Raw genomic sequence first — 17,899 nt, 5'->3', positions numbered from 1 at the left:
GGCGGGATGGCTGACCTGTTTGTCCAGGAACCAGCGGCGCCATTGCCGGAAGCCTTGCGCCCGAAAACACTGGATGAGGTGATCGGGCAATCGCACCTGCTCGGTGAGGGCAAACCCCTGCGTCTGGCATTCCAATCCGGCAAGCCACATTCCATGATTTTCTGGGGGCCGCCTGGTGTGGGTAAGACCACGCTGGCACGGCTGACTGCTACTGCCTTTGATTGCGAATTCATCGCCCTGTCCGCCGTGTTTTCCGGGGTCAAGGATATCCGCGCCGCCATGGAGCAGGCAGAACAGAACCTGTCGCGTGGGCGACACACCATCCTGTTCGTCGATGAAATCCACAGGTTCAACAAATCGCAGCAGGATGCCTTGTTGCCATATGCTGAAAGCGGGTTGGTCACCTTTATTGGCGCGACCACAGAAAATCCTTCGTTCGAGGTCAACTCCGCTTTGCTCTCTCGTGCCCAGGTCTATGTACTCAAATCGCTGAGCGAAGATGAGCTGAAGCAACTGCTCAAGCGCGTGAAAGCGCAGGCGCTGGGGCATCTGGAGTTTGACGATCTTGCCGTGGATACCATCATTGGCTATGCCGATGGCGATGCAAGACGCTTCCTCAACCTGCTTGAACAATGCGCCACGGCGGCCAAGGCCGCAGGCGTGCAGAAGATAGACGCCGATTTCATCCAGAATGCGCTGACCCTGAACAGTCGCCGTTTCGATAAGGGCGGCGACAACTTCTACGACCAGATCTCCGCCCTGCACAAATCCGTGCGCGGCTCGCACCCGGATGCCGCACTTTACTGGCTGACCCGCATGCTGGATGGCGGCGCGGACCCGCGTTACCTGTCGCGACGTATCGTGCGTATGGCGTGGGAAGATATCGGCCTTGCCGATCCCAGAGCCATGCAGATCGCCAATGATGCCGCATTGACCTACGAACGTCTCGGCAGCCCGGAAGGCGAGCTGGCACTGGGACAGGCCGTGATTTATCTCGCCGTGGCCGCCAAGAGCAACGCGGGCTATATGGCTTATAATCAGGCCAAGGCTTTTGTCCGGCAAGATAAAAGCCGCGAAGTCCCCGTACACCTGCGCAACGCGCCGACCAAACTCATGAAGGAGCTTGGCTACGGGCATGAATACCGCTATGCCCATGATGAACCCAATGCCTATGCCGCCGGGGAAACCTATTTCCCTGATGAGCTGGCAGAGCCAGGCTGGTACCAGCCAACGCCAAGAGGACTGGAAAGCAAGATTGGCGAAAAACTGGCGCTGCTGAAAAAGTGGGACAAAGAGGCTGGCAAGAAATAAGCTGGCGTTGCCCGAAAATCAGCCCAGCAGCAAACCGCGTTAAATATCAATAAAATGTGCTCAGGCACTGAATGTAATCGAATCAGGAATTTCCATGTTAGACATCCAGCAGTTACGCAATGATCTTGATACCGTAGTGGCGCGTCTTGCCAGCCGGGGTTTCGCCTTTGATACCAGTGCATTCACTGCGCTGGAGAATGAGCGCAAGACGGTGCAGACCCGCACCCAGGATTTGCAGGCCAAGCGCAATGCCACTTCCAAGCAGATTGGCATTGCCAAGTCCAAGGGCGAGGATGTGGCGCCCATCATGGCGGAAGTGGCTGGGCTGGGTGCCCAGTTGAAGGCGGATGAGGAGCGGCTGGGTGCCATTCAGGCAGAGCTGCAACAGCTTTTGTTGAACGTACCCAATCTGCCGCATGAAAGCGTGCCGCTCGGCAAATCGGAAGAGGACAATGTCGAGGTGCGCCGTGTCGGCACACCGCGCAGCTTTGATTTCACGGTCAAGGACCATACTGATGTCGGCACACCGCTGGGCCTGGATTTTGATACCGGGGCCAAGCTGGCCGGCGCGCGTTTTACGCTGATGCGCGGCAGGATCGCCCGTTTGCATCGTGCGTTGGCGCAATTCATGTTGGATACGCAGACAGAAAAGCATGGCTACACCGAGTGCTACACGCCTTATATCGTCAATGCGGATACCCTGCGTGGCACCGGCCAGCTGCCCAAGTTCGAGGCTGACCTGTTTGCCGCGCAAAAGGGTGGACAGGAGGGCGACAGCAATGAAACGCTGTACCTGATCCCGACCTCGGAAGTAACTCTGACCAATACGGTGCGCGATGAGATCGTGCCGCTGGATAGCCTGCCGATCAAGCTGACTGCCCATACGCCATGTTTCCGCTCGGAAGCCGGTTCCTATGGGCGCGATACGCGCGGCATGATACGCCAGCACCAGTTCGACAAGGTGGAAATGGTGCAGATTGCGCATCCTGAACAGAGCTATGATGCGTTGGAGGAAATGGTTGGGCATGCGGAACATGTATTGCAGGCGCTTGGCTTGCCATACCGCGCTGTGTTGCTTTGCACTGGTGATATGGGATTTGGCGCGGCCAAGACCTATGACCTGGAGGTGTGGCTGCCTGCGCAGGATACCTATCGCGAGATTTCCTCGATCTCTAATTGCGAAGCGTTCCAGGCCCGCCGGTTGCAGGCCCGTTTCCGCAATGAAAATGGCAAGCCGGAGCTGGTGCATACCCTGAATGGTTCCGGCCTGGCTGTGGGCCGGACACTGGTGGCCGTATTGGAAAATTACCAGCAGGAAGATGGCAGCGTTGTAGTGCCTGAGGTGCTGCGTCCTTATATGGGTGGGCTGGAAGTCATCAGCGCTGCCTGCTGACGACAACTCTTGCTTGGTTTGTAACCCCGGATCATATCCGGGGTTTTGTTTTGTGGCGTGCCCTAGGTCATTTGCTGTTTAATGCTCTTCCTTGTCCTGGGTCAGCGTCTCGATCAGTGTAATCTGCATACGGTAATGCAGCATGACAAACCAGCGCCAGAGCAGAGATACCAGTCCGGCGATGATCAGCAGGGCGACAACTCGCACATCCAGCGCTGGCATGATTTTGTGACTCAATGTCAGTACCAGTAATGTCATGCTGACGATAGCCAGGACATTGACGGTCTTGGCAATGAAACGCTGCACGCGGCTGCAATCGCTGCCTGTCATGCCTTGTGTGCTGTGGTCAGCCAGCAGCAGGCCCAGCGATTGCAGTTTCCTGAATGCTGCAATGAGGAAAGGGGCTGCCAGCAACAAGGATGTGCCCCAGATCAGCGCCTGTTGCCACATGATGTCGCGCATGGGGGAGGGACGGCTGACCAGATAATCGTTAGCCAGCCAGACAGCACCGAGACAGAGAGCACTGACCATGCACAAGTTCACGAAGACCTGTAACAGCAGTTTACGGTAGATGCCGGCGAGAATGGCGCCGTCGCTGTCTGGGGCGTGGCTGTTGGAGTCCAGCCAGTTACGGTAAAGGCGGAAAAATTGCGAGATCTTTCCTGGCAGGTTGCGGGCCAGCTTGTTGGAAAGTGGGTCGGCCGCCTTGATCAGGTAAGGCGTGGTCAAGGTGGTGATGACGGAGGCGGCTACCGCAATCGGGTAGAGGAAGGAGCTAGTGACACCCAATGTCAGCCCGAGGGAGGCAATGATGAAGGAAAACTCGCCGATCTGGGATAACCCCATACCCACACGCAAGGAGGTGCGACCGTCATTGCCAGCCGCCATGGTGCCCAGTGTGCAGGCAAATATCTTGCCGAAAATGATGGCTACGATCACGACCATGACCGGCTTGGCGTGTTCGATAATAATGGCGGGGTCCAGCATCAGCCCGATGGCAACGAAGAAAATGGCGCTGAACATGTCGCGGATGGGCATGATCAGGCGCTCAATGGCGCGAATGCGGCGTGACTCCGCCATGATGGCACCGATCATGAAAGCACCTAGCGCAATGCTGTAATCCAGTTTCATCACCAGCAGACAGAAACCGAAGCACAGGCCGAGAATCGTGATCAGCAGCATCTCGTCACGCTTGAAGCTGGCAACGTATTCCAGCAGTTTGGGGACAAAAATGATGCCCAGCACCAGGGCCACCACCATGAACAATGTAAGGTTGGAGATGGTGATGGCAGCATCCATGGTGGATACATGTCCGGTGGCGGCAATGCCGGAGAGCAGGGCGATGATGCCGATACCGAGGATATCCTCGACAATCAGCACGCCAAAAATCATCTGGGCAAAGCGCTCATGCTTCATATTGAGCTCATCCAGCGCCTTGACGATGATAGTGGTGGAGGAAATGGCCAGCATGGCGCCAAGGAAGATGGAGTCCATGGGTTTCCAGCCGAAATGGCTACCGATCTCATATCCCAGCCATACCATGACGATAATTTCGACTGATGCGGCGACCACGGCTGTGGCGCCTACAGCGCGCAGTTTACGCAGGCTGAATTCCAGCCCGAGTGAAAACATCAGGAACACAATGCCGAGTTCGGCAAGAATCTCGATGGTGTGGTTGTCATGCACGAGGGAGAATGGCGGGGTATGTGGACCAAGGATCAGGCCTGCGAGAATATAGCCAAGTACCACCGGCTGCTTCATGCGGTGGAATAAAATGGTAACCATGCCAGCCACCAGCATGATGACGGCAAGATCTTGTATGAAGGCAGCGGCGTGCATGTGTTGTGTGCTTTCTTGTTATAAGGCCGGGTTCAGAATGCGTATTTTATAACGAGACTGATCCAGTCAAGGGCAGGAAAACAAACGATTTGCGAATTATTCCTGGCTCAGGGAATTGTTGAAGCCGCTGAAGTCCGTCAATTCAAAACTGGGAAATACAGGGATATGCCTTGGTTCTCTCAATGCGAGTATCTTGTAATAAGTACGCACCGACTCCACAAAGACGACAGGCGCGCCGCCCCTGGCAAAGCCGAACTTGAGCGTGGAGTAGTATTCGTCCTTGCTCAGCAGGGGTAGCGTTTTCTTCACATCGACCCAGCGATCCGGGTTGAGCTTGAGGCGCGTAGCCAGCGTACGGGCATCCAGCAAATGGGCATAGCCGATATTGTAGGCTGCAAGTGCCAGCCAGGTCCTGTCCGGCTCGGCTACACCCTCGGGAATGGAGTCTTTCAGCATGACGATATAACGGGCGCCAGCCGTGATGCTTTGCCGAGCATCCAGCCTGTCTGTGACACCCAGGCGGTCAGCTGTTTCCTCAGTCAGCATCATCATGCCGCGTACATTGGTAGGCGAGGTATTAAACCTGTCCCAGTGGGATTCCTGATAGGCGACGGCGGCAATCAGCCGCCAGTCCAGCCCGGTCAGCTCCTGAGCATCATGAAACATGCGCTTGTATTGTGGCAGCAGGGTTTCTGAACGCTGGATGAAAGTCGTGACATCCACGGGTTTGAGGCGATCGGTGTGGCCGTAGTAGCGGTCAATCAGGTTGCGCAGGGTGCCATCCTTGCGGATGCGAGTGAAAAAAGCGTTGGCCTGCTCATACAACCAGGGGTCTCCTGTTTTGGCAAAAGCCCATGCTATCTGCTCCGGTACTTCCAGTGGCAGGTCACTGGCGGCAAGGTTGGGATAATAGTTTTGTATCAATGCAATCAGATGATTGTCGGCAATGGTGAAATCCAGCTTACCTTCGGCCACCTGGGTCATTAATTCATCAGAGTTGGCATGTGAAGTCTCGCTCCAGTGCAGCTGCGGCTCTTTGCCTTTCAGGCGGCGCAGGCTTTCTGCATAGCTGGTGCCGGAAGAAACCGTGATGTGCTTGTTGAGCAGGTCCTTGATGCTGGAGGGGGCTCGCGTGCGGTCGGTATTGTAGATAATGCGTTGCTGGACACTCTGGTAAGGCTGCGTGAACTTGACCATGCGCTCACGCGCGGCAGTAACGCTGAGGTCGGCAGCGGCAAAATGTGCCTTGTGTTTACGCAGCGCGGGGATGACCTGGGAAATATTCTGCACAATCAGGAACTTGACGCTGTATTCCGGACCCAGCTCGCGTACAAAGCTGCGTACCAGGTCATATTCAAGCCCGGCATATTGATTATTGCCGCTGTAATAATAAGTACTGGGACCACTGTGGGTCACCACAATGATTTCCTTGGTTGTACGAGGGTCTGCCAGTGATGAGCCTGATTCCTGACAGCCCATCAACAGCAGCACCAGCAAAAGAATAACCAGTGAACGCATCAGGCAGAGTTTCCTAAAGATTGCTGTCTTTGTCCAGTCAGAATGATCTTTAGTGCTTTTTTGGCCATCTGCCCAGTGCAGGAATGCAGCCAGGATGCGACATTGGCGCCTTTACTGTGCAGTTTCACGGTAAAGGCGCCGGCAGGAAGGAATGACTATTTCAGGCACTTGCTGACGACTTCAAATACATCATTGGATAGACCTGGGGTTTCCATGATGCTTTGCAGTGCTTGTTGCATTTGGCTCTGCAGGGCAGGGGCATAACGCCGCCATTCACGGAAAGGCGTGACTTGGCGTGCGGCAATCTGCGGGTTGATGGCATTCAACTCGATGATGGCATCGCGCACCAAGGCGTAGCCCTGGCCGCTGGGGTCATGGAATTTCACCGGGTTATTGACGGCAAACGCAGAGTAGAGCGCTCGTACCCGGTTGGGATTACGGATATTGAACTCCGCATGTCGGCGCAGTTTGGCAAAGTCTTCAAATATCTCTGCGCGATTGGCGATGGCCTGTAACGCGAACCACTTGTCCACGACCAGCTGATAATCCTTGAAGCGTTCATAAAAGTCTGTAAATACCTCATCACGCTCCGGTTTGATGCTGTCTGCGAGGCAGGAAAGGGCTGCGACCCGGTCAGTCATGTTGTTGGCCTGTGCATAATGCGCCTTGGCGCGTGCGGCGCATCCCGTGCCATTGCTGACAGTCAGCAACTCCAGCGCTACATTGCGCAATGCCCTGCGTCCCATGGCTTGTGGCGTGATGGAAAAGGCACCATCGTCACTGTTGAATTCATACAGGCGTACTAGGGCATCTTTGTGCGCCTGCTTGATGCTCTTGAGTATGCTGGTGCGTGCCTGGTCAATGGAGGCCGGATCAACAACTTCCTGAGCTTGGGAAAGCACTGCAATGGAAGGCAGGGACAGGGCGCGGGCCAGCAATGCCTTGTCGGTTTCCTTGCGCAGACCTTGCTCGATCAGGGCACCAAAATCCTCGATGAACTGAGAAGTATCCGCTTGCGCATCGGCCATGACACGCTGGATGGTACGCAGGGCAATGGTCTGGCCTGCTTCCCATTTGTTGAATCCATCCGTATCTCTGAGCTGCAGCAGGCGCAAGTCATCATCACTCAGGTCTGTAGACAGTTTCACGGGGGCGGAAAAGCCGCGCAGTATGGAAGGCACAGGACGGCTTGCGACGTTTTCGAACGTGAAATCCTGCTCGCGCTCTGTCATTTCCAGCACTTGCGTAGCGTGGGTTTCCATACCATCGGCATTCAGTAGACCGACAGCCACAGGAATCAGCAGAGGCTGTTTGCCAGTCTGGCCCGGTGTATCTGGCTGGGACTGGCGCAGCGTCAGGGTATATCGACTGTTGTTTGCATCATAACGACCACTGGCCTGCAGGCTGGGAGTGCCAGCCTGCTTGTACCAGCGGAAGAATTGCGACATATCACGTCCGGAGGCATCGGCCATGCACTGCACAAAATCATTGATGGTGACCGCATGGCCGTCATAGCGTGAAAAATAGAGATCTGTTGCCTGACGATAATTGTCTGCACCCAGCAGGGTATGTTGCATGCGGATCAGCTCGGAGCCTTTTTCATACACGGTCATGGTGTAGAAATTGCTGATCTCGATAAAGTTGTCCGGCTGCACGGAATGCGCGAGCGGACTGGCATCTTCCGGGAACTGCAGGCGGCGCAGCTGATCGACATCATCAATACGTTGCACGGCACGTGAGTTCATGTCTGCGCTGAATTCCTGATCGCGGAAAACAGTCAGGCCCTCCTTCAGGGAAAGCTGGAACCAGTCGCGGCAAGTGACGCGATTGCCGGTCCAGTTGTGGAAATATTCGTGACCGATCACGGCTTCTACACTGATGAAATCTGCGTCTGTGGCAGTTTCCTGATGCGCCAGCACCAGCTTGGTATTGAAGATGTTGAGCGAGGTGTTTTCCATCGCACCCATATTGAAGTCGCTGACTGCGACGATATTGAACAGGTCCAGCTCATATTCGCGGCCATATTTTTCTTCATCCCACTTCATGGCTTTCTTGAGTGAGGCCATGGCATGAGCACATTGTCCTTCATCACCCTTGCGGACATAAATATGCAGATCCACATCGCGGCCAGACTGGGTGCGGAAAGTATCCGCGATGCGCACCAGATCGCCTGCCACCAAGGCAAACAGGTAACAAGGCTTGGGGAAAGGGTCGTGCCAGGCGGTGAAGTGACGTCCTTGCGCCAGGTCGCCGGATTCCTGCAGGTTGCCATTGGACAACAGGACAGGGTAGCGCTGCTTGTCTGCTTCTATGCGTACCGAGAAAGTGCTCAGCACATCTGGTCTGTCCTGGAAAAACGTGATGCGGCGGAAGCCTTCCGCTTCGCACTGTGTGCAGAATGTTCCCTGCGACTGGTACAAGCCTTCCAGCGCCGTATTGGTTTCAGGATGAATCTCGGACGTGATGGCCAGCGTGAATTGCTCGCCTGCCTGTTCAATTACCATTTTCTGCTCTGCGAGTGTGAAGCCGTCAAATGCTGCCCCATCGCGCTCTACTGCCAGCAGTACCTGATCCTGGCCATTGAGAACCAGTGTATCGGACGAGGAGGCAGGATTACGGCGATAAGTGACTTCAGACCTGACGATGGTGCGATCCTCAAACAGTTCGAATGTGAGGGCAATATGCGACGCCAGGTAAGGTGCTGGCGTGTAATCCTTGAGATAAATTGTTTGCGGGGCAGTATCGGTATCAGGAAACATGAGCGGGTATTTCTTCAAAAATGGAATGTTATCGATAGTATAAAAGAGATTGCAGTGTTTTGAGGCTTGCGCAGGAGTGGAACAGGATTTTCCCTGCGTTTAATTTACAATTTCCATCTCACCCTGCATAATTGGTAATGGTAATTAATATCATTTGTGGGGTTTGCAAAGATAATCTGTGCAAATTGCATATTGCAGATATCAGAAAAAAAGGGGGGGTGATGTATCAATATTCGGGTAGTAGAAAGCTTAAGCTCGCGCAGCAGATGTTATTAATGGCTGGTTTGTGTCAAAGCTGTGTAATAGCTTACGCGCAAGATACAGCTGGCGATGATGAAGCACAGACAGCGCTTCCTGTTGTGACTGTTGTAGGCTCGGCAGATAAAAGTGGAGATAATTTCAAATCGACGGCGCAATCTGTGTCCATTATCAATGAACAGGATATCGAAGATATCGGCGCCAACAGGAAACTGGATGACCTGCTGCTATACGAAGCAGGCGTGCTTAGTCAGCAGTTTGGTATGGACAATAAATCCAACTGGTTCAAGGTCAGGGGATTTGATGCTAATACTACGTTGGATGGCACCGCAATTTCCAACAATGGTTTTTTTGTTTGGGAGCAAGAGCTTTACGGCCTGGAAAAAGTTGAAATATTGAAAGGCGCCAATTCCTTCAATTACGGGGCAACGGATGCAGGCGGAACTGTCAACCTGATGTCCAAGCGTCCCAAGGATATTGAGGCTGGTGAAATCAATCTCAGTGTAGGCAATTTCAACCGCAGAACCATCAGCGGGGACTATAACGGTATCCTCAGTGAATTGAATGGTGTGCGCTATCGCCTCGTTGGTTCGTATTCGAAAAGTAACTTTCCCATTGATCATACCGGGATGGAGCAATACTATTTCGCTCCCAGTATCGCCTGGGATATTACGGATCGCACAAGCCTGACCGTCCTGGCCAGCCTGCTGAAAAAGCAAGGCACGCCGACCAATGGATTTATGCCGGGCTATGGATCCCTGATTCGTACGCCTTATGGCAAGATCGGTTACGACACAAATCTGGGCGAACCCAGCCGTGATTACTTTGAACGCCGCCAATATTCCATTGGCTATGAATTCAGCCACGATTTCGGCCAGCGCCTGAAGTTCACGCAGAATTACCGCTACGGCAAAATGGATCACGACTTTCTGGGAGTGTTTGCCTGGGAGTCTGACAAAGACCGGCTTGCCACGCGCGGCTATTCCTACCTGAATGGCCAATCCACGGTGCATAGTGTCGATAACCGTTTGAGCAAGACGTTTCTGTTAGGAGATATTGAAAATACCATCATGCTTGGCTGGGATTACAAGCGCAGCAGGACAGATGCCGAGAATAACGGGTTTGGCTATGTTCCGCCGATTGATATGTTCAATCCACAATATGGTGCGCCATTCACCGTGACAGCGAATCCTTATGAACTCAGGCTCAAGCAGCAGGGCTTATACTTGTTCAACCAGTTTAACTGGAATGATACTGTGTTGGTGAACCTGGGTGTCAGGCGTGATAACTATGAGAGCAGTTCTTACATTGACCTGAAGCATCATGCTGATAAAGGGGGCAAGAATACTCACAATGCCAGCATCATGGTGCGTACGCCGATTGGGCTCTCACCTTATGTCAGCCACTCCACTTCTTTCAATCCTGCGCTGGGTGCTGATGATTACGGACGGGCTTACAAACCCTATGAAGGCAAGCAGCTGGAAGTGGGTTTCAAGTATGAACCGAGCTGGATGAGAGGAAGCTTCAATCTGGCATTCTTTGACCTGAAGGAAGAAAATGCGCTGGTGTCCGATGCATCCAACGTCCAGATCCAGGCAGGTGAACGCCGTAACCGTGGTATCGAGCTGCAATCAGATTGGCTGATCAATGACAATGTCTCGGCAAAATTCAGTTATACCCGCAATAATGCCGAGCAAGACTTGAGTGTCAGCCAGACAGTGAAAGCGCCGCTGATTCCCGACCATCAGGTAGCCGCCAGGGTCAGTTACAAGCACACCCAGGGTACGATACTGAATGGCCTCAGGCTGAGTCTGGGTGTCCGTTACAACGGTAGTACCGAGGACGAGCGCTATTACCCTGGGTACAAGGTATCTTCCTATACCTTGGTGGATGCCATGGCGAGTTATCCTCTGACACCGCACTGGAACCTGCAGGTGAATGCCACCAACCTGCTGAATAAGGAGTACCTCAGTGCCTGCGATTTTTATTGCTACTACGGTACATCCCGCACAGTCGATGCGCAGTTGAGCTATCACTGGTAATACAGGACTCCATCATCAGCAATCATAAGCCCCGGTTACGGGGCTTTTTTATTGGGGCAGGGTAGCAGCTAGTGTGTAGGGCTGATTTGAACTAATTGTCCAGATAGCGCTCAATTGAAGCGCAACCGGTTTTTATTTATGGAGCTTTTCAGCGTATGTATACAGTACTACGCCCATTCTGCGGGCTGATGGCAATGGCATTATTGATGACTGGCCAGAATGCGGCAGCGGATACTGAAATTGATGGTGGATATTGGTTTAATCTGCACCTGCAAGGCCGATTACCGATCAAGCATTTCTTCTGGAGTATGGATACCAATCCGCGCTGGCGCGAAGAAGGGCGGCACCTTGACCAGTTGTACCTGCGCCCGTCAGTGTTTTATGCACTCAATCCGAAAACCAGCCTGTGGCTGGGGCATGACACCATTGTCCGCCATCCGGCTGGCAAATCCACCCTGAATGAATATCGCGTATGGGAACAGTTTAAATACCACTTTGATCCTGTCTCAACTGTTACTTTCACAAACCGTACCCGACTAGAGCAGCGTCGGCGCGAGGGTTATCATGACACAGGCCATCGCTTGCGCCAGATGATCAAGGCTACAGCGCCGCTTTCCATTGATCCCAAGCTTTCCCTGGTCGTCTCGGATGAATTGTTCATTAACATGAATAACACGGACTGGGGAACTTATCGCGGCATAGACCAGAATCGCCTTTTTCTTGGGTTCAACTGGAAGCTGGATGAATCTTCGAATATTGAAGCTGGCTATCTCAACCAATTCATCAATACCCGCACGACCAATCGCGACAACCATATCCTCACCACCACTCTGGGATTCAAATTCTAGAGAGTAACCATCTCAGATACGCTGGCTGGTATATCAGTCGAACAAACTTCCCTGCGGATCAACCACTTTAGGTGCTTGATAGGTTTGTGGATCGAAGTCGAGATCAAACAATCCAGGCTTGCCTCGGCAGGGAATAAATTCAATGGGCCTGACATTGGCAAACACCAACCCATAATGGCCGGGGCCGCTGTAGGCACGCTTTTCAATGGGGAATCCACCTGAATCGCCGGGCTGCAGCACATCAACCAGCTCGCCTATCCCGACAATACCGCCCCGTTCAAGGTCAGCCATGTCAGGCACATCCACTCCGGCAATGTGCCGACAGTAAAGAATGTATTCCTCAAGCCCGGTCTTGCTGGCATGAATGGCGATAGGGCCGCGGTAATAGGGAATCCAGGTTCTGTCATCGACGACAAAATGACCATGCGCCAGCATCCAGGCGATGGGTTGATAAAAAGAGAGTGCTTTCATGGTTGCTCAGGCAAGAGGGAGATGATGGGGATGGCGTTCATGGGGCAGGGCAAGGTGTTGATCCTGGCCTTGTGGAGGTCACTGTCAAATTGGCGAAAGCCGCGCCAAGTTGCGGAGAGGGGGGGATTCGAACCCCCGATACGCTTTCACGTATGCCTGATTTCGAGTCAGGTACATTCAACCAGCTCTGCCACCTCTCCGAGGTCGTGGATTATAGCTGACAGCTATATCTAAGTAAATTTAACCGTGTTGCATGTCGGCAGCCGTCAAGGTTGCTCCTGGTTTTCTTCTTTGTTGGGTGCGAAGGTGACAGGGATGATGGGAGCCACACGGAAATGACAGTCTGCGGGAATATGCAGGGTATCGGCGTAAGGGGTGAGTTGCATGTTGTCTATGCTGTTTAACATGGCAAGGTCCAGCCTGCTGGAGCCTGTGGATTGGGCAATGATAGGGTCTGAAACTTCCAGTTGTTCGTTGACGAAAAACATGACATAGCCTGTGCCGCTCTGCTGCCGTGCGCGGGCAGTTGCGGGATAGACGAGGGAGGCGGCATGTGCTTGTGAGATGACTTTATTCAGCTCCCGGGCAATGGGTTGGTAGCAAGCCGTGCCGGGCAGTGGATACTTGATCTTTTTGAGCTGTGGGGAAACAGAGTGGACGCTATCTTGCAGTGAGGTATGTGTTTGGTCGGCTGGATAGTCACCATCGCCTTCCACATAAAGCTCGGCATCGCGGAATAATTGCAGGAGCAAGGCATGCTTGATGCCTGTCTGTGCGGTCTGATCACTGATGAGGACGGCAACGCTTGCATCAGCAAGTTTCTGATACAGGTCTTTCAGGTCCGGGTTGTCTCCAGCACTGTCAGGAGTTACATAATCAGCCAGACGATTGGTGTAGACGCGAGTGTTCTTGCCGGTTTGGTAGGTGCCCAGTATGTAATAGGGGCGAAGCAGCAGTGCAAACAGGGCGCTGATACCGTAACGGTCAGTTGCGATATGTGGGTTTCTGTAATCCAGAATGATGCGGCTGATGTTGGGTTGATCATGCTCGGACAGCAGGGGAGCGAGTTGCTGACTGATGAGTTGATGGAATCCTGCACAGATTTGTTCGATGTTCAGATACAGAGTGACTTTGTCATCGAGGCGTTTGAGCTGAAAGCTGTTCTGGCAGGTATCGGTGGCTAGAGGCTCCGCGTGAAGATTGTCGGCCAGCAGGAGCATGAGCCATAGCCATGCAGAGAGCTGGAGTAGCTTGCGAACATCAACCCTTGGTTTTTTCTGTTGGCCCGGGTGATGCTTGATGTGGAATGCATGGTTCATGCCGGGATATTCTATCCAACTCTGCTGGTTTGATGGTAACAGAAAGATGGTGCGCGCGCTGTGTATGAATCAACAGATAGCGGATTGTCCGCTATCTGTTGCTGCGTTTCTATCATGGACGGATCGGGTTGGCCTGGTGCCACAGTACCAGCATGCCGCTGGCACAGATGATACCGATACCGATGAAGCCGAAGATGTCAGGGATGTTGCCAAAAGTGATATAGCCGATCAGGCCGGCAAAGATGAGCTGGGCATAGGTAAAGGGGGCCAGCGTGGATGGGTTGGCATGATGGTAGGCTTCTGTCAGCAGAAGATGGCTTGCCAGGGCCGAGGCTCCCAGTGCCAATAACAGCATGGAGTGATAGGCGCTGGGACTTTGCCAGAAAAATGGTGCGATGCAGCCGAGCACGGTGCTGCCGATCAAGCCGCTGAGCAGGTTGGTGGTGGCGGAACTATCTGTAGTGTTCAACTTGCGCGTAATGAGTTGATACAGGCTGAAGGTGCATGCAGCGCCCACTGCCAGTAAGCTGACCGGGGTGAATAGCGCTCCACCTGGCCGGAGGATGACCAGCACGCCGATAAAGCCCAATGAGACGGCGAACCATTGTAAGCGCGTGATGCGCTCCCCAAGTAGTGAGCCTGATAGCGCCGTGACGATCAGCGGAGTGAGGTAGACGATGGCAGTGCCTTCCGCCAGCGGAATATAGCGCAGGGCGGAGATAAACAGCATATTGGTACCGACCATGCACAGCCCGCGCAGCAGTTGCAGCCCGGGCTGCCGAGTCTTGAACACGGTAAAGCCCGAGTGTGGCAGCATCACAGCCAGCATGAGGCCACTGTGCACGACATAACGTATCCAGATCACCATGACGACGGCATAAAATCCGGCCAGATACTTGGAGAGCGCATCACTGCCTGCAAACAGGAAAATGGCACCAAAAATGTAAAGCACTCCCTGGAGGATTTGTGTTTTTGAGTGTTGTGGCATGAATGTCTGGAGAGAAAAGGCTGGTGGCTGGGAGCGGTCTGGAGATAAGTGCCCAGTGTATCAAAGCCATAGCTATTGTGATATCTGCAGCTGGGGAACGAAAGCCTCATCCCTTGTCGATGAATTGTGCCTGACTCGGAATCAGGCATATTAAAAGTAAGCGGAAGTGCTTGCCGCGTATAATGCAACACTTTTCAGCATGCCTTAACGGCGTTCGCAGGTAGTCAACATGCATTGTGGTATAGATTACGGGACTTCCAATTCATCTCTGGGCATTGTCAGGGCAGGCAAGGTCATACAGGCACAGCTTGAAGCGGGCAGTGTATATCTGCCTTCCGCCATTTATCGTGCGTTCCCTGAACATGAGCTCAATGAAGATATTACATCTCGTTCCATTCGCCAGCAGCTGGGCAATGCCGAAGGTTTGTTATATGGCACGCAAGCCATAGATAGCTATATCCGCCATCCTGGCGATGGTTTGTTCATGAAATCTCCCAAAGTGTTTCTTGGCAGCGATCTCAATAAAGACCAGATGGATTTTTTTGAGGTGGTGATTGCTCGCATGATGACGCATATCCTGGAGCAAGCGCGTACGTTTTACGGGCACGATCTGACACAGGCGGTGATTGGCAGGCCTATCCGATATCATGGCATTCGCGGTGAGCAGGGCGACAAGCAGGCATTGGCGATCATGGAGCATGCCGCAATGGAAGCAGGCTTGCAGGAGATTGTCTTCATGTATGAGCCATTGGCGGCGGCGCTGGATTATGAGCAGGGATTGAATCAGGATGAGGTGCTGCTGGTCGTGGATGTGGGTGGTGGTACTACAGACTGTTCCGTGGTTCGCGTTGGGCCTTCGTATCGCGAAAAGCGTGAACGTAGCGCGGATCTGCTGGCTTATTCCGGTAACCGGGTGGGTGGGGTGGACCTGGACATCAATCTGGGCTGGCACAACATCATGCCCTTGTTTGGGCGTGGCACGGATGAGTTGCACAACAAAGCGTTCGATGCCATTTCCGTCAATAGTATCCCTAGCCAGCAGGCATTCTATTCCCGATTTGAAATGCCGATTCATGGCAAGGCGAGCCTGGAGCGGGAACGACTTTACACTGTCTGGCTGGACAAGCTGAGCAGTCATCTGGTGCGCAGCGCAGAGCTGGCAAAAATTGCCTTGTCGGATGCGGATTCACATATATTGAACCTGGATTATGTGGAAGATGATTTGCAAACCCATGTCACCCGCGAAGATTTTCGCGCGGCCATCGAGCGTTCTACAGAAAAAATCCGGCAAGTGATTGAGGATGCGCGTCAGGCAAGTGAGACGGCCATAGACAAAATCTACCTGACTGGCGGATCTGCGGTGTCACCTGTTATCCAGCAGGTGATCCGCAATGTGGTGGGGGATGCTGTGCCGTTTGTTTCAGGCAACATGCATGGCAGTGTTGCGTGTGGGCTCAGTGTATTTGCCAGCAGGCATTTTGCCGGGTAGTGCTGCGGATGTTGGATGAATAAAAAAGGGTTGCCGTAGCAACCCTTTTTTCATTCCGCAGGCAGTGTTATTCAACGCCCTGACTGGTGAGATAGTCTTCGTAATTGCCGCTGAAATCTACAATGCCATCGGCCTTGATCTCAATAATGCGGGTAGCCAGCGAGCTGACGAACTCACGGTCGTGACTGACAAAGAACAGAGTGCCTTTATATTTATCCAGCGCAGTATTCAGTGCTTCGATGGACTCCATATCCATGTGGTTGGTGGGCTCATCCATCAGCAATACATTGGTGCGCGCCAGCATCAGCTTGCCGTAAAGCATGCGGCCTTTCTCGCCACCTGAAAGCACTTTTACTGATTTCTTGGTATCTTCACCGGAAAAAAGCAATCGTCCCAGCATGCTGCGTACTGACTGGTCGTCGTCACCTTGCTGGGTAAATTGCGACATCCAGTCGAACAGGTTGAGGTCTTCTTCAAACTCGTATTCATGATCCTGCGCAAAGTAACCCAGCTTGGCCTTGTCAGTCCATTTCACTTCGCCGTGCTGTGGTGTCAGGTCACCTGCCAGGCAACGCAGGAATGTGGTTTTACCGATACCGTTTTCACCGATAATGGCGACTTTTTCACCTGCTTCAAAGATCAATTCCACATCGTTGAATAATGGGCGATCAAAGCCATGGCTGACTTTCTTTAGCTCTACCGCATTACGATGCAGTTTCTCCCGGTCATCATACTCAAAGCGGATGAACGGATATTGGCGACTGGAAGGCTTGAATTCTTCAATCTTGATTTTGTCGATTTGCTTGGCACGGCTGGTTGCCTGCTTGGCCTTGGAAGCGTTGGCAGAGAAGCGACGTACAAACTCCTGCAGGTCGGCAATCTGTTGCTTGGCCTTGGCGTTATCTTTGGCTTGTTGCGCCCGCGCCTGGGTAGATGCTTCCATGTAATCATCATAATTGCCGGGATAAACTGTCAGCTTGCTGTAGTCCATATCGGCAGTATGCGTACATACCTGATTCAGGAAGTGACGATCGTGTGAGATGATGATCATGGTGCAGTCACGGTTGTTCAGCACATCTTCCAGCCAGCGGATGGTATTAATATCCAAGTTGTTGGTCGGTTCGTCCAGCAGCAGGATATCAGGATTGGCAAACAAAGCTTGTACCAGCAGTACACGCAATTTCCAGCCTGGTGCAACAGCACTCATCAGACCGTTGTGTTGCTCAATGGGTATACCCACTCCCAATAGCAACTCGCCTGCACGGGCTTCAGCGGTATAACCGTCATATTCTGCGTAAACCCCCTCCAGCTCGGCAGCGCGCATATAGTCGTCTTCCGTGGCTTCCGGGTTCATGTAGATTTCATTCTTTTCTACATTGGCTTTCCACATTTGCTCATGGCCCATCATCACTACATCGATGACACGTTGATCTTCATAAGCAAACTGGTCCTGGCGCAGAAAAGCCATACGCTCATTAGTATCCAGCGAGATATTGCCGGCGGTTGGTTCGAGTACACCAGCCAGGATTTTCATGTAAGTTGATTTACCACAGCCGTTGGCACCAATCAGGCCGTAACGGTTACCTTCACCAAACTTGACTGATACATTCTCAAATAATGGCTTGGCGCCAAACTGCATAGTGATGTTGTTGCTGATTAACACG

At 53.0% G+C, this 17,899-nt stretch carries 12 protein-coding genes and 1 tRNA gene; 5 read left to right on the top strand and 8 right to left on the bottom strand.

The window, feature by feature from the left end; translation table 11 throughout:
* Positions 1-6 precede the first annotated feature (6 nt).
* Positions 7-1,311 carry a replication-associated recombination protein A gene (locus CHB59_RS04070; RefSeq protein ID WP_089374964.1) on the top strand — a complete coding sequence of 435 codons (1,305 nt, stop codon included), beginning with the start codon at positions 7-9 and terminating at the stop codon, positions 1,309-1,311.
* A gap of 94 nt (positions 1,312-1,405) precedes the next feature.
* On the top strand, positions 1,406-2,704 hold the full coding sequence (serS, locus tag CHB59_RS04065; RefSeq protein WP_089374963.1) for a serine--tRNA ligase: 1,299 nt from the start codon (positions 1,406-1,408) through the stop codon (positions 2,702-2,704).
* Between the two features lie 78 nt (positions 2,705-2,782).
* Here serS and CHB59_RS04060 read toward each other — a convergent pair whose 3' ends face one another.
* The 3 genes from CHB59_RS04060 to pepN form a co-directional block, all read right to left on the bottom strand.
* The gene (locus CHB59_RS04060; RefSeq protein ID WP_089374962.1) at positions 2,783-4,543 is read right to left on the bottom strand and encodes a cation:proton antiporter; all 1,761 of its coding nucleotides are present in this window, start codon (positions 4,541-4,543) and stop codon (positions 2,783-2,785) included.
* A 96-nt stretch (positions 4,544-4,639) separates the two neighbouring features.
* The gene (gene mltF, locus CHB59_RS04055) at positions 4,640-6,061 is read right to left on the bottom strand and encodes a membrane-bound lytic murein transglycosylase MltF (protein ID WP_089374961.1); all 1,422 of its coding nucleotides are present in this window, start codon (positions 6,059-6,061) and stop codon (positions 4,640-4,642) included.
* 155 nt (positions 6,062-6,216) lie between these two features.
* A complete protein-coding gene (gene pepN, locus CHB59_RS04050; RefSeq protein ID WP_089374960.1) occupies positions 6,217-8,820 on the bottom strand; it encodes an aminopeptidase N in 2,604 nt (867 codons plus the stop codon).
* Between the two features lie 137 nt (positions 8,821-8,957).
* On the opposite strand from pepN, the gene CHB59_RS04045 reads away from it, so the two are divergent.
* A complete protein-coding gene (locus CHB59_RS04045) occupies positions 8,958-11,120 on the top strand; it encodes a TonB-dependent siderophore receptor (protein ID WP_089374959.1) in 2,163 nt (720 codons plus the stop codon).
* 155 nt (positions 11,121-11,275) lie between these two features.
* Positions 11,276-11,968 carry a DUF2490 domain-containing protein gene (locus CHB59_RS04040; protein WP_089374958.1) on the top strand — a complete coding sequence of 231 codons (693 nt, stop codon included), beginning with the start codon at positions 11,276-11,278 and terminating at the stop codon, positions 11,966-11,968.
* A gap of 33 nt (positions 11,969-12,001) precedes the next feature.
* On the opposite strand, the gene CHB59_RS04035 is transcribed toward CHB59_RS04040, so the two are convergent.
* The 4 genes from CHB59_RS04035 to CHB59_RS04020 form a co-directional block, all read right to left on the bottom strand.
* Entirely contained in the window at positions 12,002-12,439 is a 438-nt protein-coding gene (locus CHB59_RS04035; protein WP_143738689.1) for an ASCH domain-containing protein, read from the bottom strand.
* Between the two features lie 112 nt (positions 12,440-12,551).
* A tRNA-Ser gene (locus CHB59_RS04030) sits at positions 12,552-12,639 on the bottom strand.
* Positions 12,640-12,705: 66 nt separating this feature from the next.
* A complete protein-coding gene (locus CHB59_RS04025) occupies positions 12,706-13,758 on the bottom strand; it encodes an energy transducer TonB (protein ID WP_089374956.1) in 1,053 nt (350 codons plus the stop codon).
* Between the two features lie 112 nt (positions 13,759-13,870).
* A complete protein-coding gene (locus tag CHB59_RS04020) occupies positions 13,871-14,746 on the bottom strand; it encodes a DMT family transporter (RefSeq protein ID WP_089374955.1) in 876 nt (291 codons plus the stop codon).
* Between the two features lie 229 nt (positions 14,747-14,975).
* Between CHB59_RS04020 and yegD the strand changes: the two genes are divergently transcribed.
* Positions 14,976-16,235: a molecular chaperone gene (gene yegD / locus CHB59_RS04015; protein WP_089374954.1), complete on the top strand. Its 1,260-nt coding sequence runs from the start codon at positions 14,976-14,978 to the stop codon at positions 16,233-16,235.
* 67 nt (positions 16,236-16,302) lie between these two features.
* Here the strand turns inward: yegD and CHB59_RS04010 are convergent, their stop codons facing one another.
* The gene (locus tag CHB59_RS04010) at positions 16,303-17,898 is read right to left on the bottom strand and encodes an ABC-F family ATPase (protein WP_089374953.1); all 1,596 of its coding nucleotides are present in this window, start codon (positions 17,896-17,898) and stop codon (positions 16,303-16,305) included.
* Position 17,899 lies beyond the last annotated feature (1 nt).

Source organism: Methylobacillus rhizosphaerae, assembly GCF_900187985.1.
Taxonomy (GTDB): domain Bacteria; phylum Pseudomonadota; class Gammaproteobacteria; order Burkholderiales; family Methylophilaceae; genus Methylobacillus; species Methylobacillus rhizosphaerae.
This window is presented reverse-complemented; position numbering and strand designations above follow the sequence as displayed.